Here is a 21,549-nt window from a genome sequence, read left to right as displayed (position 1 = left end):
AGAGGCCGTTTGCCGGGCCTCACCGCCCATCCAGGACATCATGCCCCCGCCATCACGCTGAGAGTGGACGAGCCCGACCCGATGACGATCCCGGCCGCCCGAATTCGGGTCCTCAATGACGTGCCCCCTCGGGCTCATGGGCGCTACGTGCTCTACCTCATGCAGCAGTCGCAGCGGGCGGGGTGCAACCCGGCCCTGGAACTCGCCGTCGAGGAGGGCAACCGCCTCGGCTGCCCGGTGGTCGCCTGCTTCGGGCTCCTCGACGGCACCAACGGCTTTCCGGAGGCCAATGCCCGCCATTACGCCTTCATGCTGCAGGGGCTCGCCGACGCGAAGGCCGAACTCGAGGCGCGCGGCATCGCCTTCGTGGTGCGCAAAGACTCACCCGCCGCCCTCGCCCGCGCGTTGGCCAGCGAGGCCGCCCTGCTGATCCTCGATCGCGGCTACCTCTCCATCCAGAAGCGCTGGTACGCCGAGATCGGCGAGGCCGGCGGCACGCGGGTGCTCCAGGTCGAGGGCGACGTCGTGGTGCCGGTGGAGACGGCCTCGGGGAAGCACGAATTCGCCGCCCGCACCCTGCGGCCCAAGCTCCAGCGCCTGATGGATGATTTCATCGCGCCCCTGGAGCCCCGCGAGGTGATGCACCGGGCCGACGGCCTGCAACTGACGAGCGAGGTCGAGATCGGCGATCCCGAGGCGGTGCTGGCCGGCCTCACCCTCGATCGATCGGTGGCCCCGGTGCGGCGCTTCAGGGGCGGCCGGGTCGAGGCCTTGCGCCGGCTCGACGCCTATCTCGCCGGGCCGTTCGCCCGCTACGGCACCGAGCGCGGCCGGCCGGAGGCGGGCGCGGCCTCGCATATGAGCCCCTACCTGCATTTCGGCCAGATCTCGCCGGTGGAGATCGCGCTGGCCGTGCGGGCCGCCAAGGTCGCCGGGCCGGAGGACAAGAGTTCCTACCTTGAGGAACTCATCGTCCGGCGCGAACTCGCCATGAACCACGTCCACTACGCGGCCGGCTACGACACCTACGAGGGCGCGCTGCCGGACTGGGCCCGCAAGGTGCTCGCCGAGCATGCCGACGACCCGCGTCCCTACGACTACTCGGAGGAGGACCTGGCGCAGGGCAGGACCCATGATCGCCATTGGAACGCCGCCCAGGCGGAGATGCGCGTGACCGGCTACATGCACAATCACCTGCGCATGTACTGGGGCAAGAAGATCCTCGAATGGTCGCCGACGCCGCAAGAAGGCTTCGCCCGCACCCTGCGGATCAACAACCGCTACTTCCTCGACGGGCGCGACGCGAATTCCTTCACCAATGTCGCCTGGGTCTACGGCCTGCACGACCGCCCCTGGGCCCGGCGCAAGGTCTTCGGGACGATCCGCTACCAGAGCGAGAACTCCCTGCGGAAGATCGATGCCAGCGCCTATCTCGCCGACGTCGATCGCCTGTGCCGGGCGGAAGGCTGAGCGACAGTCCCGCTGGGCGACCAAGCTTGGCGGAACGCTTTCTCGGCAGGGTTGTTGTCGGTCGTTCGCCTCGCTGGAATTCTCACATGACCTTGCTGAAATGGGCCCTCATCTGCTTCGTGGTGTCGCTGATCGCCGGCGGCCTCGGCTTCACGGGCATCGCGTCGGGTGCGGGGTCGCTGGCCCGCATCCTGTTCGGGTTGTTCCTGCTGCTCGCCATCGCCATCGTGGTCATCGCCTTCGCCATCGGGCAGGCGGTGTTCTGAGGCCATGACGGCCTGGCCGTCTTCCGAACCGGTTGCGGCAGCGCCGTCCTCCGAACCGATCAAGGCGCAGCCGGCTTCCATGCGGGACAGGATCTGTCTCGTCACCGGAGCCACCTCCGGCATCGGCTACGAGACGGCGCTCGGCCTCGCGCGGGCCGGCGCCCGGGTCGGGATCGTCGGCCGCGATGCCGGCCGCACGGAAAGGTCGGCTGCGGCGATCCGGGGGGCCGTGCCCGATGCTCGCGTCGACGTGTTCGTCGCCGACCTCTCGTCGCAGGCTGAGATCCGGCGTCTCGGCGCCGACGTCCGCGCGACCTACGACCGCCTCGACGTCCTCGTGAACAATGCCGGCGCCATCTTCGACCGGCACGCCAGGACCGTGGATGGGATCGAGCGGACCTGGGCGCTCGACCACCTCGCCTACATGCTGCTGACCCTTGAACTCCTCGACCTCGTCAGGGCGAGCGCCCCGGCCCGCATCGTCAGCGTCGCGTCCATGGCGCATATGCGCGCACGGATCGACCTCGACGACCTCGACGGCGCCCGCTCCTACTCGGCCCTGAAGGCCTATTCGCAGGCCAAGCTCGGCAACGTCCTGTTCACGGCCGCCCTCGCCCGGCGGCTCGCCGGCAGCGGCGTCACCGCCAACAGCCTGCATCCGGGCGTCGTCGCCACCGGCTTCGCCGGCGGGACCGGCGGCTGGTTCGGCTTCGGATGGCGGCTGATCCGCCCGTTCCTCATCGCCCCGTCCGATGGCGCCGCGACGTCGCTCTACCTCGCGACGTCGCCCGAGGTGGACGGCGTGAGCGGATCGTACTTCGCCAAGGGCAAGCCGGTCCCGGCCTCCGCCGCGGCGCGCGACGTGGCCCTTCAGGAGCAGGTCTGGGCGCTCGGCCTGCGCCAACTCGGCTTGCCCGCCTCGGCCGCGTAGGCGCGCCGCCGGGACGCCAGTCGTCAGGCGACCGCAGGCTCCGGCAGGAACGCACCCGTCAGCGCCTGCGCGATCAGTGCCCGCGTCTCGGCGACGCCGTAGAGCGCCACGAACGAGCCGAGCCGGGGACCGCGTGCCTCTCCGAACAGCACGTTGTAGATCGTCGTGAACCAGGCCTGGGACACGCCCGGGCGCCCGTCGGGACTCTTGCCCTTGCCCGACAGGTCCGGGAAGTGGCGTCGCCCGACCTCGTAGACCAACGCCTGCAGGCCTTCCGGGTCGGTCGATCCCTCATGAGGGGCGAGGGTCGAAGACAGGTCTTCGAGTGCCGCGCGCTCCGCGTCGGTCGCCGCCCGGTAGGTCTTGGCCGGGCGCACGAGATCGCGGAAATAGGCGAGCGCATGCCCGACCAGGCGGTCGAGGACCGGATGCGTCCGCGGCCCGATCGCCGGGTCGTAGCGACGGATGAAGCCCCACAGCACGGCCGGGTCTTCGGTGTTGGCCACGGTCGCGAGGTTGAGCAGCATGGCGAAGTTGAGCGACCCGCCCTTGGCCACGGCCTCCGCGGCCGGGGGGTGGCCCGCATGGAGGTGAAAGACCGGGTTGCCGAGCTTCTGCGCCGGCTCCTGGTTCGGGTATCTGTCGAGGAAGCCGAGATAGTCGTCGACCTGTCGCGGGATCATCTCCACGAACAGGCGCTTGGCCTCGCGGGGCTTGTTGTACATGAACAGGGCGAGGCTGTCGGCGGTGCCGTAGACGAGCCAGTCGTCGATCGAGAGGCCGTTGCCCTTCGACTTCGAGATCTTGCGGCCCTCCTTGTCGAGGAACAGCTCGTAGTTGAAGCCCTCGGGCGGCTCCGCGCCCAGCGCCCGGGCGATCTCACCCGACAGCTTCACGGAATCGATCAAGTCCTTGCCGGCCATCTCGTAATCGACCCCAAGCGCCACCCAGCGCATGGCCCAGTCGGGCTTCCATTGCAGCTTGGCGTGTCCCCCGGTGACGGGGGTCTCGTAGCCCTCGCCCGTCTTCGGGTCGCGCCAGACCAGGGTGCCGGCACTCGCCCGGACCTCGTCGATCGGCACCTGCATGACCTCGCCGGTGACCGGGTGGATCGGCAGGAACGGCGAGTAGCTCGCCGAGCGCTCCGCCCGCAGCGAGGGCAGCATGATCGCCATCACGGCGTCGTAGCGCTCCAGCACCAGCATCAGCGCGGCGTCGAACAGGCCGGCCTTGTAGCACTCAGTGGCCGAGCGGAACTCGTAGTCGAAGCCGAAGGCGTCGAGGAAGCGGCGCAGTTCGGCATTGTTGTGGGCGCCGAAGCTGTCATGGGTGCCGAAGGGGTCCGGCACCCGGGTCAGCGGCTGGTTGAGGGCGCCGATCAGCATCTCCTTGTTCGGCACGTTGTCCGGCACCTTGCGCAGGCCGTCCATATCGTCCGAGAACGCGATCAGCCGTGTCGGCACGCTGTCCTTGGTGAGGACCCGGAAGGCGTGCCGAACCATCGAGGTGCGCGCCACCTCGCCGAAGGTCCCGATATGCGGCAGTCCCGACGGGCCGTAGCCGGTCTCGAACAGGATCTCGGACTTGGGCTTTCGCTCCAGCCGCGCCACCAGCTTGCGCGCCTCCTCGAACGGCCAGGCGGTCGCCGTGGCGGCGGCCTCGAGGAGGGCGGGGTCGAGGTGGAGCGGGGACGGCGGGGCAACGGGCGACATGATGGGGGAACGCACGGTCTGTCAGGTGTTTGCGGAAGGCCGGCACCGTAGGGAGGCCGTTCACATGGGTCAACGCGCCGATCCGGCTAGTCTCGCCGTCAATCCGCGATCGTGCGCGTCATTTCCATGGCGGGGAAGGCCACGGTCCCACGCAGGTGCACCTCTCTGCGCCCGATGGGAACGAAGCCAAGGGCCCTGTAGAATGGTTCGGCGTTCAGACTGGACCAGCACGTGAATCGGCGCACGCCCTCCTCACGACCCTGAGCGGTGCAACGCGCGTAGATCAACCGCCCGACGCCGCGCCCGCACCAATCGGGATGGGTCGCAAAATGGCGGATATGCCCGGTCGCCGCTTCCAACTCCCCTGTGCCCGGCATGGCCGACGACCAGCCTCCGCAACCGACCACCTTGCCGTCTCGCGCGGCAGCGACATGGAAGCGTCCTGATGCCAAGAGGCCGGGGTTCGCCCTGACCATGATCGGCAGGGCGGCGGCGAGGATCGCCTCGTCGTAGGCGGCGGCGAAGAAATGCGGGTAGGAAGCCGCGAGAACGGCTTCGATGGCATCAAGATCGTCCAGCGTGGCCGCGCGGACGGCGAGGGCTGTCATCGACGTGCTCTATGGCTGGGGGCCTGTCGCTGTCGTAGCCCGTCTACGCGCTGGGAAACAGCACCTCCTCATCGTCACGAGCCCCATGCAGAACGTGCAGGATTTCAATGACACCCTGTGAGGCGTTCGCACGGTAGAAGATGAGATAATCAAAGCTTAGGATCTTGGCTTACGATCTTGGAGAGGGCGAACCGCCTCGGTGAGTCCTGCAGGTCGCTCAGAACGGGCTCACCGGGAAGAACCGCAGGTACAGCTCCGTATATTTCCCGTCGTCCCACACCCGGTGGAGGGCGTCGTCGAGAGCCCGCGAGAGCGCGACGTCCTCGCGGCGTGTCACGAAGCCGATGCCCTCGCCGAAGTAGCGGTTCTCCAGGTAGTCGCCGCCGATCAGCGCGCAGCAGCCTTCCGCCTCGGTGCCGCCGATCCAGAGAGCGAGGTTGAGGCCGTCGGCGAAGACGTAGTCGGTCTCGCCCCGCCTCAGCGCCCCTTCCGCCGCGGCAAGATCTGTGAAGTCCCTCGCCTGCGCCTTGGGGAAGAACGCCTTGAGGTAGGCCGCGTGCGCGCTGCCGCCGATGACGCCGACGGTCCTGCCGGTCAGCGCATCCGCCGAAGGCGGCGGCAGCCCCTTGTCGGTCCGGGCGGCAAAGCGGGCCGGCCACCGGAAATAAGGGCGGGTCGCGAGGAAGCCGGCGCGCAGGGTCGGCGTCAGAGGAACGGCCGCCGCGACCACGTCGCCCTGGCGCTCGCCCAGGGCGTCGAGGAGGGTGTCGAAGCGCCTCGCCTGGACCGTACAGGTGATCGACAGCCGCTCGCAGACCGCACGTGCGAGTTCGACGACGAAGCCGGTCGGCGTGCCATCCGGTCCCGCGAAGTGCAGCGGCGGGAACTCGTCGTCGGTCAGGAAGCGGACGGGCCGTCCGGTCTGGGGGGCGTCGACGCGCTCCCCGCGGCTGCGCGAATTCCAGAAGTTCGGCACGACGACGCCCGGCACCGTCTCCACCTGCGACAGGGCCGCATCACTGGCGCCGAGAATTAGCGCCGCCGCCAAGAAAGCGACGCGCAATCTCTGCGGGTATCTTGACGGGCGGGTCGCCGAGATGGTGCGCTGGGGACAGGTGGAATCGTGCTGGCTCACCCTCTTCCCCTAGCACGATCCGCAGGCCCTGGGAGCCGGTCCCGTTGTCGATCCTCGGGTTCAGATGACCGCGCGGCGATGCCCGGGCGCTGCCCGTCGAGATCGGCTTCCTCGCCGGCCAAGGCTTCGCCCCAGCGGCCCTGGTGGAGGCCGCCGCCATCGCCGAGGCGAGCGGCACCGATGCCGCCACGGCCCTGATGATGACCGGGCTGATCAGCGAGTCGACCTATTATCGGGGGCTGGCCCGTGCGCTCGGTGCCGCCTTCCTCGCCGGGAGCCTGCCGCTCGGGGACGGAGCGCGCTATCCCGACAGCCTCGTGGCCGGCCTCGCACCCCTGACGCCCGGCGCCTGCGCGGGTTTCGTGTACGCGCCCCGCGGCCGCGCGATCCGCGAACTCCTCGAAGGCCGCAGCCCCACCGGGCGGATGCCGGCGATCACGACCCCGACCGCCATGCGCCTCGCGGTCTTCGCCCTGCATCCCGGTGGGATCGCGGCCCATGCGGCCGACGAACTGCAGGTGCGCCGGCCGGACTGGGCGCTGAAGACACGGCCTCGTCCCCCCGTCCTCGCCTGCGCTGGCCTCGGGCTCTGGGCCGCCGCGATCGGCTATGCCAGCCTGCCGGCCTCGCTGCTCGTAGGCCTCTGGACGTCGATGCAGTTCGTCCTGCTCGCCCTGCTGACGTTTCGCGTCGCAGCCGTGTCCGTCGATCCGCTCGCCGTGAGGCCGCCGCCGCTGCCCGACCGCGAGCTGCCGGTCTACACCGTGCTCGTCGCCCTCTACCGCGAGGCGCCGGTGCTGCCGCGCCTGCTCCTCGCCCTGAGCCGGCTCGACTACCCGGCCGCGAAGCTCGACATCAAGCTCCTGACCGAGGCCGACGATGCCTCCACGGCCGCGGCGCTGTCGGCCATCACGCTGCCGGCGCGTTTCGAGGTGGTCGTGGTGCCGCCCGGCCTGCCCCGCACCAAGCCGCGGGCGCTCAATGCCGCCCTGCCGCTGGCTCGCGGCGAGCACCTCGTCGTCTACGACGCCGAGGACGTGCCGGACCCGGGCCAGCTGCGCGCCGCCGCCGCGGCCTTCGCCGGCGCACCGCCGGAGACCGCCTGCCTCCAGGGTCGACTCGTCATCGACAATGCCAAGGATTCCTGCCTGACCCGCTTCTTCGCCCTCGAATATTCCGCGCTCTTCGACGTGCTCGGTCCGGCTTTGTCAGCCTGGAAATTGCCGACGCCGCTCGGCGGCACCTCGACGCATTTCCGCACGGACGTGCTGCGCGCCCTCCACGGGTGGGATGCCTGGAACGTCACCGAGGATTGCGACCTGGGCATACGCCTGGCGCGGGCGGGCTACCATGTCGGCGACCTGCCCAGCGACACGATCGAGGAAGCGCCCGCGGCGCTCCGGGCCTGGCTGCGCCAGCGCATTCGCTGGATGAAGGGGTTCCTGCAGACGAGCCTCACCCATGGCCGCCATCCGCGACGGACGTGGCGCGATCTCGGGCCGCTCGGCGGCCTGTGCGCCCTCGCGCTCGTGCCGGGCACGGTCCTGTCGGCGCTGGCCTACCCGTTCCTCATGCTGCCGGCCTTCGTGGCCCTGTGGCCGAGCCGCCTCGAAACCGCCGGCGATTTCTGGTCGAACCTGCCGACCGGGACGGCGATCACCGTCTTCCTGTCGGGGTTCATGGCGATGCTGCTGCCGGCGGCACTCGGCGCGGCGCGGCGGGGATGGTGGGACCTTCTCCCCTTCGTGCCCCTGCTGCCGTTCTATTTCCTGCTCATGAGCCTCGCCGCCTGGCTCGGGCTGATCGAGCTCGTGACGGCGCCCGATCGCTGGAACAAGACCGAGCACGGCCTCGCCCGCACCTCCCGCAGCGGCGCCCTCCGCGCGACCGTGCGCGGCTAAGCGTCATTCCGCGAAGTGGCCCGCGGTTCGCGGGGAAAAATGATGCGGCAACGCGGAGATCTCAGCAGGCCATCGTGTGTGAAGCCACGAATGCCTGCCGAGGCTCACAGCAGCTTGGCGAGCTCAGCCGCGCTCTGCTCGGGCGGACGCGCGAGGTTGAGGGCCGTGACGAAGCGGTTCCTCGCATCCATGATGTAGACCAGCGCGGTGTGGTCCATGGTGTAGTCGTCGCCCTTGGTCGGCACCTTGCGGACATAGGCGCGGTAGCCCTTGACCGCGGCGGCGACCTCCTCGGCCGTGCCCGTCAGCCCGACGATGCGCGGATCGAAGCTGGCGAGATAGGCCTTCAGCGCGGCGGGCGTGTCGCGCTCCGGGTCGACCGCGATGAACAGCGCCTTGGTGTCCTTGCCCTTGGACCCGAGCGCGGCGAGCACGTCGCCGATCTGCTGCAGCGTCGTCGGGCAGATGTCGGGGCAATGGGTGAATCCGAAGAACACGAGGTGGGTCGCGCCCGTGAAATCGCGCTCGGTGACCCGGCGGCCGTCCTGGGTGGTGAGCGTGAACGGGCCGCCGACGCTGCTCGTCGCCACCTCCTTGGCGCCCGGCACCAGGATCACGACGGCGGCGATGCCGAGCGCCACGAGGCCGAGCACGAAAGCCCCGAGGGGCAGGAGGATGTGGCGCGTGCGGTCTGAGAGCGGCATGGGTCCATCACCGGGATCGGAGTTCGCTCGCCCCGCCATTCGGGTCGGCCGCTGGCTCCGTGACCGTGCCGAACCATGCCGGCCCGGCCGTGACAAGCCACCATGGGGTCGCCCACGACCTCAATGCGCGGCGGTAACCCGAGCCGCGTCGGCGATCCCGACGCTGCCCGCGACCGAGCGCAGCGCTTCGCCGACCATGAGCAAGGCGGGTCCGTCGAGCCCCGAAGCCTCGACGTGATCGGCAAGGTCCGCGGCTGTGCCGGCGACGACCGCCTGGTCCGGACGGGTCGCGTTGAACACGAGGAGCGCGGTCGTCGTCGGAGCCAGCCCTTCCGCGATGGCCCGCTCCAGGAGGACGCGCAGGGTCTTCTTGGGCATGTAGACGACCGTGGTGACGCTCGGGTCGGCGAGCGCGCCCCAGTTCAGGTCCTCCGGCAGGGCGCCACGGCGGTCGTGGCCGGTGACGAACTGCAGGCGGCGGGCGGCGTCTCGATTGGTGAGGGAGACGCAGAGCGAGGCCGCCGCGCCCTGTGCCGCCGAGATGCCCGGCACGACGCTCACGGGGATGCCGGCACTTCGGCAGGCGTCGATCTCCTCGCCGGCCCGGCCGAAGACCAGCGGGTCGCCGGATTTCAGCCGCACCACCTGCTTGCCGGATTTGGCGAGCGAGACCATCAGCGCGTTGATGTCGTCTTGGCGGCAGGATGGGCCGTGGCCGGTCTTGCCCACCAGCATGGTGCGGGCTTCGCGGCGGGCATAGTCGAGGATCTCGGGCGCGACGAGGTCGTCGTAGAGGATCACGTCGGCGTTGCGGAGAGCCCGCAGGGCCTTGAGGGTGAGGAGTTCGGCGTCGCCCGGCCCGGCGCCCACCAGCGTCACCGCCCCGCCCTTGGGTGCCGCCTCGGTCTGCCCGAGCAACTCGGCGAGGTCCGTCTCGGTCGGCGCGCGGTCGGGCTCGGCGAAGGCCCGGTCCGTGAAACGCTCCCAGAAGACGCGGCGATCGGAGAAGGCATGGAAGCGGCCCGTCACCTCCTCGCGCCAGTCGCGGGCGGCGCCGATCCAGGCCTTGAAGCCGCGCGGTAGCATGCCCTCGATGCGGGCGCGCACAGTCTGGCCGAAGACCGGGGCGGCGCCCTCCGTCGAGATGCCCACCACCATCGGGGAGCGGTTGACGATGGCGCCGAACTTCACATCGCAGAGATGCGGCCGGTCGACCGCGTTGACGATGGCGCCGGCCCGCCGGGCGGCAGCGACGAATTCGATGCAGTCGGTCTCGTCCTCCATGGCGCCGATGCAGAACGCGGCGCCCTCGAGATCGGCCGGGTGCCACTGGCGCTCGTGTAGGGTGACGCTGCCGGCGACGATGTCGCCGGGCACGCTGCGCAGCTCCTCGCTGGGCTCGGGAGCATAGACGTCGACATGGGCGCCGGCTGCGGCAAGCAGCTTCACCTTCCAGGGCGCACCGCCATTGGACCCGGCCAGCACGGCGCGCTTGCCCTGAAGCGGCACGAAGACGGGCAGGACGGCCAGCGGTTCGAGACCGGCGACCTCGGTGGCACGACCGATTCCGGCCGGGCGGGTTTCTCTCGGCTGGCGGGGGATACTCATGACAATGACTTGGTCCTCAGCCCCGCTCGTCATTCCGGGGCGCCCCCAGGATCCGGCCTTCGGCCGGTCCAAGGATAAACTCCGGCGAGCCCGAACCCAGAAACACAGGCTCTTCCTGGACTTGCGCCGCCTGCGGAACTCGGTTCCGGGCTCCGCTTCGCAGCCCGGGAATGACAAGCGCGGGCGTCTTTGAAACAGCCTCTCGTTCTACCGCAAACTGGCCCTACGCTGCGTCCCGCGCAAGCACCTCGGGCAGCATCTTGCGGATCTCAGGGATGCACGAGCCGCAATTCGTCCCCGCCTTGCACGTCGCGCCCACCGCCTCGACGCTGCCGGCACCGGCCGCGATCGTTGCCGCGATCACATCGAGGCCGACGCCGTGGCAGGCGCAGACCGTGGGTCCGGCCGAGGCGGTCTCGGCCCGGCCCGACAGGAGCGCGCGCCGCGCGCTGGGCTCCAAGAGGTCGGCGGCGAAATAGGCCTTGGCCTGTTCCCAGGCCGGGCGCGCCTCGCTCGGTCCCAGGGCGAGGCAGCCGACGAGCCGGCCGTCCTGGTACGCGGCGGCCCGGTAATGGCCCCGCCCATGGTCGGCATATTCGGCGATCTCACATCCCTGGAACAGGCCGCGCACCTGCAGCGCGACTTCCCGCGTGCTCTCCTGCGTCGCGAATTGCAGGCCCGAGCCGCCCTGGATCGTGGCCCGTGCCCACCACCACCCTTCCGGCAGGGTGCGGGCGTCGCGGGTGAGCAGGAAGCCGCGGTTGCGGTAGGGAACGGCCATGATCGAAGCCGGCGTCGCCTTCAGCTCGGGCTGGCCCGAGACGGGGTCGGGCACGCCGCGAACCAGGGCACCGACGCGGGCATCCGAGGCGGTGGCGTCGCTCCAATGGAAGGCCGCGAACAGGGTGCCGGGGCGGACGGCCCCGGTCACCATCGCTTCGAGCACGGCCGTGCCGTGAGCGGTCGAGACCCGGGCGAGGTCTCCCTGCATGACGCCCATGGCCGCCGCGTCGTCGGGGTGGATCTCGACGAAGGGGACGGCGCGGTGGGCGGACAGGCGCTGGCTCTTTCCCGTGCGCGTCATCGTGTGCCAGTGGTCGCGGACCCGGCCGGTATTGAGCACGAGCGGGAACTCTCCACCCGTCGCCGTCGCCAGTGCGGGAGCCTCGACCGAGATGAAACGGGCACGTCGGTCCGGCGTGAAGAAGCGGCCATCGGCGAAGAGCCGGGCCTGGCCCGGGCCCGCGTCGGGGATCGGCCATTGCATCGGCATTGTCTCCGCGTAGGTGCGGTCGCTGATGGTGCTGACGCCGCCGAGGTCGAAATCGCGGCTGCCGGCATTCTCGAAGCCCGAGAGCGCCGCGTGCTCGCGGAACACCGCGGCCGGCCCGTCGAAGGCGAAGGCGGCGCCGTGCCCGAGCCGGCGACCGACCTCGCTCAAGGTTGCCCAGTCGGCCCGCGCCTCGCCGGGGGCTTTCAGGAAGCTGCGCTGGCGGGTGATGCGCCGCTCGGAATTCGTGACCGTGCCGTCCTTCTCGCCCCAGGCCAGCGCCGGGAGCAGCACGGTGGTGCGCCCGGTCGCCTTCACGGTGTCGCTGTCGTCCACCGCCTCCGAGACGACGTAGAGGTCGAGCTTGGCGATCGCCGCGCGGACGAGGTCGGCCCGCGGCATCGAGACGACGGGGTTGGTGCCCATCACCCACAGCGCCTTGATGGTGCCCGCTTGGACCGCCTCGAACAGGGCCACCGCCTTCTTGCCCTCGCCGGTGACGATGTTGGGCGCGTCCCAGAACCGGCCGACCCGGTCGACCTCCTCCGGCGAGAAGTTCATGTGGGCGGCGAGCATGTTGGCCAGCCCCCCGACCTCGCGCCCGCCCATGGCGTTGGGCTGACCGGTGAGCGAGAACGGCCCGGCGCCGGGCTTCCCGATCCGCCCCGTGGCGAGGTGGCAGTTGATGATGGCGTTGCCCTTGTCGGTGCCCTGCGCCGACTGGTTGACCCCCTGCGAGAAGGCCGTGACGACGCGCGGCGTCCTGGCGAACAGCTCGAAGAAGGCGGCGACGTCGTCAGGCGCGAGGCCGGTCGCCGCGGCAGTGGCGGCGAGATCGGGCGCGATGGCGCGGGCGCGCTCCAGGGCGTCCTCGAAACCGGTGCTGTGCGCGGCGATGAAGGCTTGGTCCAGCGTTCCGGTCTCGGCCAGGTGCACCAGCAGGCCGGAGAACAGGGCGGTGTCGGTGCCGGGCTTGAGCCCGAGGAAGAGGTCGGCCTCCTCGCCGGTCTGGGTCCGGCGCGGATCGAGCACGACGAGCTTGGTGCCGCGCTTGCTGCGGGCATCGACCATCCGGCGGAACAGGATCGGGTGGCACCAGGCGGTGTTGGAGCCGACGAGCACGATGACGTCGGCCTCGTCGAGATCCTCGTAGCAGCCGGGCACCGTATCGGAGCCGAAGGCGCGCTTGTGCGCCGCCACCGCGCTCGACATGCAGAGCCGGGAGTTGGTGTCGACGTTCGGCGTGCCGATGAAGCCTTTGGCGAGCTTGTTGGCGACGTAATAGTCCTCCGTCAGCAACTGGCCCGAGAGGTAGAAGGCGATCGCCTCGGGGCCGTGCTCCTCGGCGACCCGGCGCAGGCTCGTCGTCACGGTCTCGAGCGCGTCGTCCCAGCCCGCGCGGGCGCCGTCCACCTGCGGATAGAGGAGGCGGCCGTCGAGGGAGAGCGTCTCGCCCAGCGCCGAGCCCTTGGAGCAGAGCCGCCCGAAATTGGCCGGATGCGACGGATCGCCGGCGATCTTGGCCCCGCCCCGGCCGTCGAGCGTCGCGAGGACGCCGCAGCCGACCCCGCAATAGGGGCAGGTCGTGCGGACCGTGGCGGAGGTCGTCGGGTCCGGGACGTGCGCGTTCATGGCGTGATCCTCGGGGGGCAAGCACCTCTCCTCCCCCTTGCGGGGAGGAGTTGGAGGTAGGGGTGGTCGGGCGACCCGCCGAGGAGGCCAGCGGAGCCACCCCCACCCCCTGCCCCCTCCCCGCAAGGGGGAGGGGACCGCGTCGCGGAACCGGCTCTCAGTACACGTCGGCCTGGTACCGGCCGGTCTTCTTGAGATGGGCGAGAAAGGCCACGGCCTCGTCGGGGTTCTTGCCCCCATGCGCCGCCGCGACGTCGATGATCGCGCGCTCGACATCCTTGGCCATGCGCTTGGCGTCGCCGCAGACGTAGAAATGGGCGCCGCCCTCGAGCCATTTCCAGAGCTCGGCGCCGTTCTCGCGCATGCGGTCCTGCACGTAGGTCTTCTCGGTGCCGTCGCGGGACCAGGCCAGGGACAGGCGGGTCAGCACCCGGTCGTCCTTCAACTGGTTGAGCTCGTCCCGGTAGAAGAAGTCGGAGGCCTGGCGCTGGTGGCCGTAGAACAGCCAGTTGCGCCCGGGGGCGTGGGTGGCGGCGCGCTCGCGCAGGAAGGCCCGGAACGGCGCGATGCCGGTGCCGGGGCCGCACATGATCACGTCCTTCGACAGGTCGTCGGGCAACGCGAAGCCGTGGGCCTTCTGCAGGTAGACCTTGACCTTGCTCGCATCCGGGATGCGCTCGCCGAGATGGGTCGAGGCGACGCCGAGCCGCAGCCGCGAGCGATGGGTGTAGCGCACCGCGTCCACGGTCAGCGAGACGCGGCCCGGATCGGCCTTGGGCGAAGAGGAGATCGAGTAGAGCCGCGGCTGCAGCTCGTCCAAGGCCTCGAGGAACACCTCGGCGTCGGGCCGGGCGCCGGGGAACTTGTGGAGCGCGCCGAGGACGTCGAGATAGGCGGCGTCGCCGTCCGGGTCCTCGCCGGCCGAGAGCGCCTTGGCCTTCTGGCGGGCCTCGCCGGAGGTGAGGAGCGAGAGGAGCTGGTAGAGCCCGTCGGGCGCGCCGCCCAGCGCGTAGTCGGTCATCAGGCGGTCGCGCAGGGTCTTGCCGCGGATCATCCGCTCGGGGCGGGTGCCGAGCTCGGCGATCACCGCATCGACCAGCGCCGGGGCGTTGGTCGGCAACAGGCCGAGCGAGTCACCGACCACGTACTCGATCGGCGTGTCAGTCAGGTCGATCTCGATGTGCCAGGTCTCCTTCTCGCCGCCTGGCGCATTGAGCCGGCGGCGGAACAGGAAGGTCGCCTCGACCGGGTTCTCGCGGCAGAGCCCGAGCGGGCCGAGCTCCGGCTCCTTCCTGGGCGCGGCCTCACCGGCATCGGCTTTTTTCGCTGTCCCGCCGCCGCTTGCGCCGAATTCCTCATCCAGCTTCTTCAGCATCCGGAGCGTGTCCTTGCCGCCGGGCTGGCAGAGGTTCAAGCGCTCCTCGTTCTTGAGGAAGATCGCGTTGGCGTAGTCGGCGCAGTTGTAGCCGCACTGGCCGCAATCCTGCTGGGCCATCGCGGCCATCAGCTTCTGCGGCTCGGGCCGGTCCTTGGCCATGTCCATGCGGTCGGTGAGCGGCAGGGACGGGTCGTGCCAGGGTGCGTCGTCGTTGTCGGCGAGCTTGGGGCCGCTGGGCATGTCGCCCGGCGCCAGGGCGGTGGCGCCCTCGACGGCGGGGCCGAGCAGGGCCGCGAAGTAGCCCGACAGCCAGGAGCGCTGGTCGGTCGAGAACGGCGCCGTTTCCGGAATCAGGACGATGGGGGGCGTGACGTGCTCGCTCATGGCATCAACCGGGTGTCTGTCGGGGTTGCGTTCACCGCCGCCGATATCGCCGTCGGCGAGATGCGCGCATCCGGCCGGCAAGCGGGGAATGGGGATCGCGCGGCGCGACGGCTCATTCCGCAGCCTCCAGCATCCGGCCCTCGGTCAGGGCCTTGAAGGCGTCCGGGCCGCGCCGGGCGGTGAAGGCCTGAAAGCTCTCCTCCGGGCCGGTACGGTGAGCGAGATAGTCGCGCAGCAGCGCCTCGACCCGGGCCGGGCAATCCTCGGCCCTCACGGCCTTCCAGATCTCGGTACCGATCTTCGGCGAGTCGCCGAAGCCGCCGCCGACCACGATGTCGTAGCCCTCGACGGTGTCGCCCTCCTCCGAGACGACCACCTTGGCGCCGATGAGGCCGATATCGCCGATGTAGTGCTGGGCGCAGCTGTGATGGCAGCCGGTGAGGTGGACGTTCACCGGGACGTCGAGCTCCTTGAGGTTGGCCTCGATGTAGTCGGCGATGACCAGGGCGTGGCCCTTGGTGTCGGAGGCGGCGAACTTGCAGCCGCGGTTGCCCGTGCAGGCCACGAGGCCGGCCCGGATGCTGGAGGCCTGCGTCGTGAGGCCGAGCGCGGCCACGCGGCTCTCGACCTCCGCCACGCGCCCGTCCGGGACGCCGGAAAACAGGAAGTTCTGCCAGACGGTGAGGCGGATGGCGCCGTCGCCGCACTCGGACGCGATCCCGGCGAGCTCGCGCATCTGGTCAGTGGTCATCTTTCCCACGGGCAGGATCACGCCGACCCAGTTCAGGCCGGGCTGGACCTGGGGATGCACGCCGACATGGGCGAAGCGGTCCATGGGCTTGCGCGGTGCGACGTGGGCGGGATCGACCCGGTCGAGCTTGTGCCCGAGTTCGTCCTCGACCGCGGCGAGGTACTTGTCGAAGCCCCAGGCGTCGAGGACATATTTCATCCGGCTCTTGTTGCGGTTGGTGCGGTCGCCGTTCTTGATGAAGACCCGCAGGATCGCGTCGGCGACCCGGTTGCAAGCCTCCGGCTTGAGCACCACGCCGGTATCGCGGGCGAGATCGCGGTGGCCGGAGATGCCCCCCAGCACGAGGCGCATCCACACGCCGGCGGGCACGGACGCGCCGTCGAGCACTTCGATGGCCTGGAAGCCGATATCGTTGGTCTCCTCCAGCACCGGCATGACACCGCCGCCGTCGAAGGCGACGTTGAACTTGCGCGGCAGGCCGAAGAGGGAACGGTCGTTGAGGATCCAGTTGTGCCAGGACTTGGCGAGCGGGCGCGTGTCGAGGAGCTCCTGAGCGTCAATGCCGGCCACCGGCGAGCCGGTGACGTTGCGGATGTTGTCCGCGCCCGCGCCCCGGGCGGTGAGGCCGAGATCGATCAGCCCGTCGAGGAAGGGCTGGCCATGCTCGGGGGCGATCTCGCGGACCTGGAGGTTGGCGCGGGTCGTGACGTGGCTGTAGCCGCCGCCATGGGCATCGGCGAGGTCGGCGATCCCGGCGAACTGCCAATGCTGCAGGATGCCGTTGGGGATGCGCAGGCGGCACATGTAGGAGTTCTGCGCGGGCGCCACCCAGAACAGGCCGTGGTAGCGCCAGCGGAAATTGTCCTCGGGCTTCGGGGCCTTGCCGGTGGCGGCCTCGGCGATGAGCCGGTTGTGGCCGTCGAACGGGTTCTCGCCGCGCTTCCACTTCTCCTGTTCGCAGAGTTTGCCGCCCGCTTTCACGGTGGCGTCCTGGGCCTTGATGTGGATCGCATCCGGCCCCACCGGCTCCGCGGCGGGGGCGCCCTGCCCGATGGCGAGGCCGCCGGTGATGCGGGCCGCCGCGATGCCGGAGGCGAAGCCTTCGAGGTAGCGCTTCTGCTCGGCGTTGAAGTCGTCAGCCATGGAAGGCTCCTTCACGCTGCGAGGGGTTGGGGTTCGTGCGCAGCGCGCCCGAACATGAGGTCGTCGCGCAGCGGCCCGATCGGGTCGCCGGTGCGGATCAGGGTCTTGCACCAGCCCTGCTCGGCGATGTCGCCGACGAAGACCGCGCCGAGCAGCCGGTCGTCGGCGATGACGAGCTTGCGGTAGAGGCCGAGGCCGGGGTCGCTCATCACGATGGTCTCGGCGCCCTCCGGCGCCTCGATCTGACCGGCCGAAAACACTGGCAGCCCGGAGACCTTGAGGCTCGTGGACAGGGATGTGCCGAGATAGGCCGCCTCCTCGCCGATGAGGTGGCGGCTCAGGGTCTCCGCCTGCTCGTAGGCGGGCTCGACGAGGCCGTAGACCATGCCGCGATGCTCGGCGCATTCGCCGAGCGCGAAGATGCGTGGATCCGAGCTCTGCATGCGGTCGTCGACCTTGATGCCGCGGCCGACCTCGATCCCGGCATTCTGCGCCAGCGCCGCGTTGGGCCGCACGCCCACCGACATCACCACGAGGTCGGCGGGCAGAACCGTGCCGTCCGAGAGCACGAGGCGCTCGACACGGCCCTCCCCCTCGACCGTGGCGGTGTCGGCCCTGAGCAGGACGCGGATGTTTCGCGATTCCATGGCCCGTTTGACGAGGTCGGCAGCCGCGTGGTCGAGCTGGCGCTCCATCAGGCGGTCCATCACGTGGAGGAGCGTGGTGTCGACCCCGAGCCTCGCGAGACCGACGGCCGCCTCCAGGCCGAGCAGACCGCCGCCGATGACGATGGCCCTGGCCCCCGTCACCGCGGCCCTGCGGATGGCGGCCACATCCGCGAGATCGCGGAAGGTGAGGACGCCGGGCAGGTCCATGCCGGGCTTCGGCAGCCGGATCGGCACCGAGCCCGTGGCCAGGACGAGCTTGTCGAAGGGCAGGACATGGGTCTCGCCGACCACGACGAGCGCGTTCTCGCGGTCGACCTGCGTGACGGGAGCGCCGGTGATGAGGCGGATGCCGTGGCTCTCGTACCAGTCGAGCCCCTTGAAGGCGCAGCCGGCCTCGTCGACCTCGCCGCCGAGCAGCGAGGACAGCAGCACCCGGTTGTAGGCGGCCACCGGCTCTGCGCCGACCACCGTGACGTCGTAGAGCCCGCGCGCCCGCTCGGTCAGCCGCTCCAGGAAGCGCAACGACGCCATGCCGTTGCCGATGACCACCAGACGCTCACGCATGTCCTTGTCCCCGCAACTCCTTGTCCCCGCAACTCGGAGTTCAGGCCGCGATCGCGGGCTTGGCGTGGCGGGCGTAGAGGAATTCGAGGACCTCGGCGCGGGCGTGGGTGTAGGTCGGGTCCTCGACGAGTTCGAGCCGGCGCCGGGGCCGCTCCAGATCGACCTTCAGGATCTCGCCGATGGTCGCCGAGGGTCCGTTGGTCATCATCACGATGCGGTCGGAGAGCAGCACCGCCTCGTCGACGTCATGGGTGATCATGATGACGGCGTTGCGTAAGCGCCCGTGGATCTCCATCAGCGAATCCTGGAGGTGCGCGCGGGTGAGGGCGTCGAGGGCGCCGAAGGGCTCGTCGAGGAGCAGGACCTTGGGCTCCATCGCCAGCGCACGGGCGATGCCGACGCGCTGCTTCATGCCGCCCGAGATCTCGTTGGGGCGCCGGTCGGCGGCGTGGGTCATGTTCACGAGGGCGAGGTTGTGGTCGATCCACTCGTTGCGCTCGGCCTTGGACTTCCGGCCCTTCATCACCTTGTCGACGGCCAGCGAGACGTTCTCGCGCACGGTGAGCCAGGGCAGCAGGGAATGGTTCTGGAACACCACGGCGCGGTCGGGGCCGGGGCTGTTCACCTCCTTGTTCTCCAGCAGGACCACGCCGGAGGAGGCTTTCAGCAGCCCGGCGACGATGTTGAGCACCGTCGACTTGCCGCATCCGGAATGACCGATGAGCGAGACGAACTCGCCCTTGTCGATCTTCACGCTGACGTCGCGCAGCACCTCGTTGGTGCGGCCGTTGCGCGTGAAGCTGATGCCGACGTTCTCGATGCTCAGGTAGCTCATCGGTGGCCCTTTCGAACAAACGGATCTTGCGAAGAAAACGGATCCTGCGGGGCCGGCGACGGGACGCCGCCGGCCCTGGGGCTCGCGCCGCCTCAGGCGGAGGCGCCGCGGGTCACGAGGGTGCCGATGAAGGCGACGAAGCGGTCGAGGATGAAGCCGATGATGCCGACATAGACGAGGGCGACGATGATCTCGCTGATGTGCGAGGAGTTCCACGCGTCCCAGATGAAGAACCCGATCCCGACGCCGCCGATCAGCATCTCGGCCGCCACGATGGCGAGCCAGGACAGGCCGACGCCGATGCGCAGGCCGGTGAAGATGTACGGCGCCGCCGAGGGCAGCATGATCTTCGAGAAGAACTCGATCGGGTTGAGCTGCAGTACCGCCGACACGTTGCGGTAATCCTGCGGGATGTTGCGGATCCCCACCGCGGTGTTGATGATGATCGGCCAGATCGACGTGATGAAGATCACGAAGATCGCCGAGGGCTGCCCATCGCGGAAAGCGGCGAGCGAGAGCGGCAGCCAGGCCAGCGGCGGGATCGTGCGCAGCACCTGGAAGATCGGGTCGAGGCCGCGCATGGCCCAGTCGGACTGCCCGATCAGGGTGCCGACCAGGATGCCCACGACCGTGGCCAGAGCGAAGCCGAAGGCGACCCGCTGGATGCTGGCGGAGATGTGCCAGAACAGCCCCTTGTCGGTGCCGCCGTTGTCGTAGAACGGGTGGGCGATGATGTCCCAGGCCTCGGTGACGACGCGCGAGGGCGGCGGCAGCCCGGCGCCGGGGCGCGAGCACAGCAGTTCCCAGATCACCAGGAAGGCGATCATCACCACGATGGGCGGGATCAGGTTGACGGCGACCGCGCGCAGGCTCGCCAAGGTCACGAAGGGCGCGCGGGGCATCTTCGGCACGGCCGCGCGCTTGGCGATCGCGGGGGCGGTGACGCCGAGGGAGGAGGTGTTGGCCATCTATGCGATCCTCTTGATGCCGAGGCTGGCGAGGTAGGCGGCGGGATCGGCCGGATCGAAGACCTTGCCGTCGAAGAAGGTCTCCTTGCCGCGCGAGGTCGAGGCCGGGATCGCCGTGACGCCGAGCGCCTTGGCGGCCTCGCGCCAGATGTCCTCGCGGTTGACCTTGGCGACCAGCGCCTTGGTGTCGGTCTGCGCGTCGAATTTGCCCCAGCGGATGTCCTCGGTGAGGAACCAGAGGTCGTGGCTCTGGTAGGGATACGAGGCGTTGTCGGCGAAGAACTTCATGATGTGCGGGCTGTTCTCGACGACCCGGCCGTCGCCGTAATCGATCGTGCCCTTCATGCGGCCGGCCACGTCGCCGACCGGGATGTTGATCCACTGGCGCTTGGCCACGATGCCGGCGAACTCGTCGCGGTTCTCCGGCTTGTCGCACCATTGCTGCGCCTCGATCACCGCCATGAGCAGCGCTTTCGTGGCGTTCGGATACTTCTCGACCCAGGAGGCCCGCATCGCGAAGGCCTTCTCGGGATGGTCCTTCCACAGCTCGCCGGTGGTGAGCGCGGTGAAGCCGAGGCCCTGCTGCACGAGCTGCGCGTTCCACGGCTCGCCGACGCAGAAGCAGTCCATCGTGCCGACCTTCATGTTCGCCACCATCTGCGGCGGCGGCACCACGATGGTCTCGATGTCCTTGTCGGGGTCGATGCCGGAAGCGGCAAGCCAGTAGCGGATCCAGAGGTCGTGGGTGCCGCCCGGGAAGGTCATCGCGGCCTTGGCCGACTTGCCCGCCGCGCGCTTCTTCTCGACCGCCGTCTTGAACGACTTCCCGTCGAGCGTGACCTTCAGGTCGACGTATTCCTTGGCGACCGAGATGCACTGGCCGTTGGTGTTGAGCCGGGCCAGGATCTGCATCGGCACGGGCACGTTGTTCTGCGTCACGCGGCCTGCGCTGATGAGGTAGGGCATCGGCGAGAGAATGTGCGCCCCGTCGATGCCGTTGCCCTCCGATCCCAGCACGAGGTTGTCGCGGGTGGTGCCCCAGGAGGCCTGCTTCAGCACCTCGACGTCGGGCATGCCGTGCTTGGCAAAGAAGCCCTTCTCCTTGGCGACGAAGAGCGGGCCGGCATCGGTGAGTGCGATGAATCCGAGCTTGGCGCCCTTGACCTCGGGTCCCGCTCCTTGCGCGAAGGCGCCGCCTGGGAGCGCCACCCGTGCGGCGGCGGCCACCGAGAGAGCGCCGGCCGCGCCCCGCAGGACATCGCGCCGGCTTGTCTGGAAAGCGTCACCCATCGAACCGCAGACTCCTCAGTTGAGACGTTCAAACAAAAAACCGCTGCCCAGCGCCGATCGTCAGCAGCTGCCGGAGCGCGCCAACGGAAGACTCGGGGTCAGCGGCTCTGCCGACGGATACGTCCATCGCCTTTGACGGACGGAGGGACGCTTGCAGGTCGCGTGCCAACGTCGTGCGGTGCAGCAAGATCGCCCATTTGCCGCCCATGCGCCGCCCTGGAGACGGACGCGGCCGGAACGGTTCGGACGTCCGAGATCCGCTGCTGCATTGCACACAAGAGAGGCATTGTGCCGGCGTGCCGTGCAAAAGGGCATTCCGGCGGAGGAGCGC

17 protein-coding genes are annotated in these 21,549 nt (G+C 69.8%); 4 read left to right on the top strand and 13 right to left on the bottom strand.

Going from position 1 to position 21,549, the window contains the following annotated elements:
- Positions 1-81: 81 nt before the first annotated feature.
- The 3 genes from ACFE7U_RS04290 (at position 82) to ACFE7U_RS04280 (ending at position 2,667) form a co-directional block, all read left to right on the top strand.
- Positions 82-1,470 (top strand): deoxyribodipyrimidine photo-lyase, encoded by a 1,389-nt coding sequence (locus tag ACFE7U_RS04290; RefSeq protein ID WP_375408497.1) that lies wholly within the window; start codon positions 82-84, stop codon positions 1,468-1,470.
- 86 nt (positions 1,471-1,556) lie between these two features.
- Positions 1,557-1,736, top strand: a complete 180-nt coding sequence (locus ACFE7U_RS04285; RefSeq protein WP_375408493.1) for a DUF1328 domain-containing protein — start codon at positions 1,557-1,559, stop codon at positions 1,734-1,736.
- 79 nt (positions 1,737-1,815) lie between these two features.
- The gene (locus ACFE7U_RS04280; protein WP_375408492.1) at positions 1,816-2,667 is read left to right on the top strand and encodes an SDR family NAD(P)-dependent oxidoreductase; all 852 of its coding nucleotides are present in this window, start codon (positions 1,816-1,818) and stop codon (positions 2,665-2,667) included.
- A 23-nt stretch (positions 2,668-2,690) separates the two neighbouring features.
- On the opposite strand, the gene ACFE7U_RS04275 is transcribed toward ACFE7U_RS04280, so the two are convergent.
- The 4 genes from ACFE7U_RS04275 to ACFE7U_RS04260 form a co-directional block, all read right to left on the bottom strand.
- Positions 2,691-4,379 carry a lysine--tRNA ligase gene (locus ACFE7U_RS04275; RefSeq protein ID WP_375408491.1) on the bottom strand — a complete coding sequence of 563 codons (1,689 nt, stop codon included), beginning with the start codon at positions 4,377-4,379 and terminating at the stop codon, positions 2,691-2,693.
- Positions 4,380-4,477: 98 nt separating this feature from the next.
- Positions 4,478-4,987, bottom strand: coding sequence for a GNAT family N-acetyltransferase (locus ACFE7U_RS04270; protein ID WP_375408490.1), 510 nt, complete (start codon positions 4,985-4,987; stop codon positions 4,478-4,480).
- A 43-nt stretch (positions 4,988-5,030) separates the two neighbouring features.
- Complete coding sequence (locus tag ACFE7U_RS04265; RefSeq protein ID WP_375408496.1) at positions 5,031-5,129, bottom strand: hypothetical protein; 99 nt, start codon at positions 5,127-5,129, stop codon at positions 5,031-5,033.
- A gap of 75 nt (positions 5,130-5,204) precedes the next feature.
- The gene (locus ACFE7U_RS04260; protein WP_375408495.1) at positions 5,205-6,035 is read right to left on the bottom strand and encodes a transporter substrate-binding domain-containing protein; all 831 of its coding nucleotides are present in this window, start codon (positions 6,033-6,035) and stop codon (positions 5,205-5,207) included.
- A 230-nt stretch (positions 6,036-6,265) separates the two neighbouring features.
- Here ACFE7U_RS04260 and ACFE7U_RS04255 point away from each other — a divergent pair, with 230 nt between their 5' ends.
- Positions 6,266-8,023: a glycosyltransferase family 2 protein gene (locus ACFE7U_RS04255; RefSeq protein ID WP_375408489.1), complete on the top strand. Its 1,758-nt coding sequence runs from the start codon at positions 6,266-6,268 to the stop codon at positions 8,021-8,023.
- 104 nt (positions 8,024-8,127) lie between these two features.
- On the opposite strand, the gene ACFE7U_RS04250 is transcribed toward ACFE7U_RS04255, so the two are convergent.
- The 9 genes from ACFE7U_RS04250 to ACFE7U_RS04210 all read right to left on the bottom strand — a co-directional run bounded on the left by ACFE7U_RS04250 (position 8,128) and on the right by ACFE7U_RS04210 (position 21,218).
- The gene (locus ACFE7U_RS04250) at positions 8,128-8,727 is read right to left on the bottom strand and encodes an SCO family protein (protein WP_375408488.1); all 600 of its coding nucleotides are present in this window, start codon (positions 8,725-8,727) and stop codon (positions 8,128-8,130) included.
- 120 nt (positions 8,728-8,847) lie between these two features.
- Positions 8,848-10,335 carry a siroheme synthase CysG gene (cysG, locus tag ACFE7U_RS04245; RefSeq protein WP_375408487.1) on the bottom strand — a complete coding sequence of 496 codons (1,488 nt, stop codon included), beginning with the start codon at positions 10,333-10,335 and terminating at the stop codon, positions 8,848-8,850.
- A 223-nt stretch (positions 10,336-10,558) separates the two neighbouring features.
- Positions 10,559-13,237, bottom strand: coding sequence for a molybdopterin-dependent oxidoreductase (locus ACFE7U_RS04240; RefSeq protein WP_375408486.1), 2,679 nt, complete (start codon positions 13,235-13,237; stop codon positions 10,559-10,561).
- 157 nt (positions 13,238-13,394) lie between these two features.
- Complete coding sequence (locus tag ACFE7U_RS04235) at positions 13,395-14,999, bottom strand: sulfite reductase subunit alpha (protein ID WP_375408485.1); 1,605 nt, start codon at positions 14,997-14,999, stop codon at positions 13,395-13,397.
- Positions 15,000-15,111: 112 nt separating this feature from the next.
- Complete coding sequence (locus tag ACFE7U_RS04230; protein WP_375408484.1) at positions 15,112-16,893, bottom strand: NirA family protein; 1,782 nt, start codon at positions 16,891-16,893, stop codon at positions 15,112-15,114.
- Positions 16,894-16,904: 11 nt separating this feature from the next.
- Positions 16,905-18,125: an NAD(P)/FAD-dependent oxidoreductase gene (locus tag ACFE7U_RS04225; RefSeq protein WP_375408483.1), complete on the bottom strand. Its 1,221-nt coding sequence runs from the start codon at positions 18,123-18,125 to the stop codon at positions 16,905-16,907.
- Between the two features lie 40 nt (positions 18,126-18,165).
- Positions 18,166-18,960, bottom strand: a complete 795-nt coding sequence (locus ACFE7U_RS04220) for an ABC transporter ATP-binding protein (RefSeq protein ID WP_375408482.1) — start codon at positions 18,958-18,960, stop codon at positions 18,166-18,168.
- 92 nt (positions 18,961-19,052) lie between these two features.
- A complete protein-coding gene (gene ntrB / locus ACFE7U_RS04215; protein WP_375408481.1) occupies positions 19,053-19,928 on the bottom strand; it encodes a nitrate ABC transporter permease in 876 nt (291 codons plus the stop codon).
- Entirely contained in the window at positions 19,929-21,218 is a 1,290-nt protein-coding gene (locus tag ACFE7U_RS04210; protein WP_375408480.1) for a CmpA/NrtA family ABC transporter substrate-binding protein, read from the bottom strand.
- Positions 21,219-21,549: the final 331 nt, after the last annotated feature.

It is taken from the genome of uncultured Methylobacterium sp., from assembly GCF_964251405.1.
Classification (GTDB): domain Bacteria; phylum Pseudomonadota; class Alphaproteobacteria; order Rhizobiales; family Beijerinckiaceae; genus Methylobacterium.
The sequence above is the reverse complement of the archived record's forward strand: the minus strand, read 5'-3'. Positions and strand labels throughout refer to the sequence as shown.

Bases quoted from the DNA above. Each gene is read 5' to 3' on its own strand.
- ACFE7U_RS04230 (WP_375408484.1), bottom strand. From the start codon at position 16,893: ATGGCTGACGACTTCAACGCCGAGCAGAAGCGCTACCTCGAAGGCTTC.
- ACFE7U_RS04250 (WP_375408488.1), bottom strand. From the start codon at position 8,727: ATGCCGCTCTCAGACCGCACGCGCCACATCCTCCTGCCCCTCGGGGCT.
- cysG (WP_375408487.1), bottom strand. From the start codon at position 10,335: ATGAGTATCCCCCGCCAGCCGAGAGAAACCCGCCCGGCCGGAATCGGT.
- ACFE7U_RS04225 (WP_375408483.1), bottom strand. From the start codon at position 18,125: ATGCGTGAGCGTCTGGTGGTCATCGGCAACGGCATGGCGTCGTTGCGC.
- ACFE7U_RS04220 (WP_375408482.1), bottom strand. From the start codon at position 18,960: ATGAGCTACCTGAGCATCGAGAACGTCGGCATCAGCTTCACGCGCAAC.
- ACFE7U_RS04240 (WP_375408486.1), bottom strand. From the start codon at position 13,237: ATGAACGCGCACGTCCCGGACCCGACGACCTCCGCCACGGTCCGCACG.
- ntrB (WP_375408481.1), bottom strand. From the start codon at position 19,928: ATGGCCAACACCTCCTCCCTCGGCGTCACCGCCCCCGCGATCGCCAAG.
- ACFE7U_RS04275 (WP_375408491.1), bottom strand. From the start codon at position 4,379: ATGTCGCCCGTTGCCCCGCCGTCCCCGCTCCACCTCGACCCCGCCCTC.
- ACFE7U_RS04290 (WP_375408497.1), top strand. From the start codon at position 82: ATGACGATCCCGGCCGCCCGAATTCGGGTCCTCAATGACGTGCCCCCT.
- ACFE7U_RS04285 (WP_375408493.1), top strand. From the start codon at position 1,557: ATGACCTTGCTGAAATGGGCCCTCATCTGCTTCGTGGTGTCGCTGATC.
- ACFE7U_RS04270 (WP_375408490.1), bottom strand. From the start codon at position 4,987: ATGACAGCCCTCGCCGTCCGCGCGGCCACGCTGGACGATCTTGATGCC.
- ACFE7U_RS04210 (WP_375408480.1), bottom strand. From the start codon at position 21,218: ATGGGTGACGCTTTCCAGACAAGCCGGCGCGATGTCCTGCGGGGCGCG.
- ACFE7U_RS04280 (WP_375408492.1), top strand. From the start codon at position 1,816: ATGCGGGACAGGATCTGTCTCGTCACCGGAGCCACCTCCGGCATCGGC.
- ACFE7U_RS04235 (WP_375408485.1), bottom strand. From the start codon at position 14,999: ATGAGCGAGCACGTCACGCCCCCCATCGTCCTGATTCCGGAAACGGCG.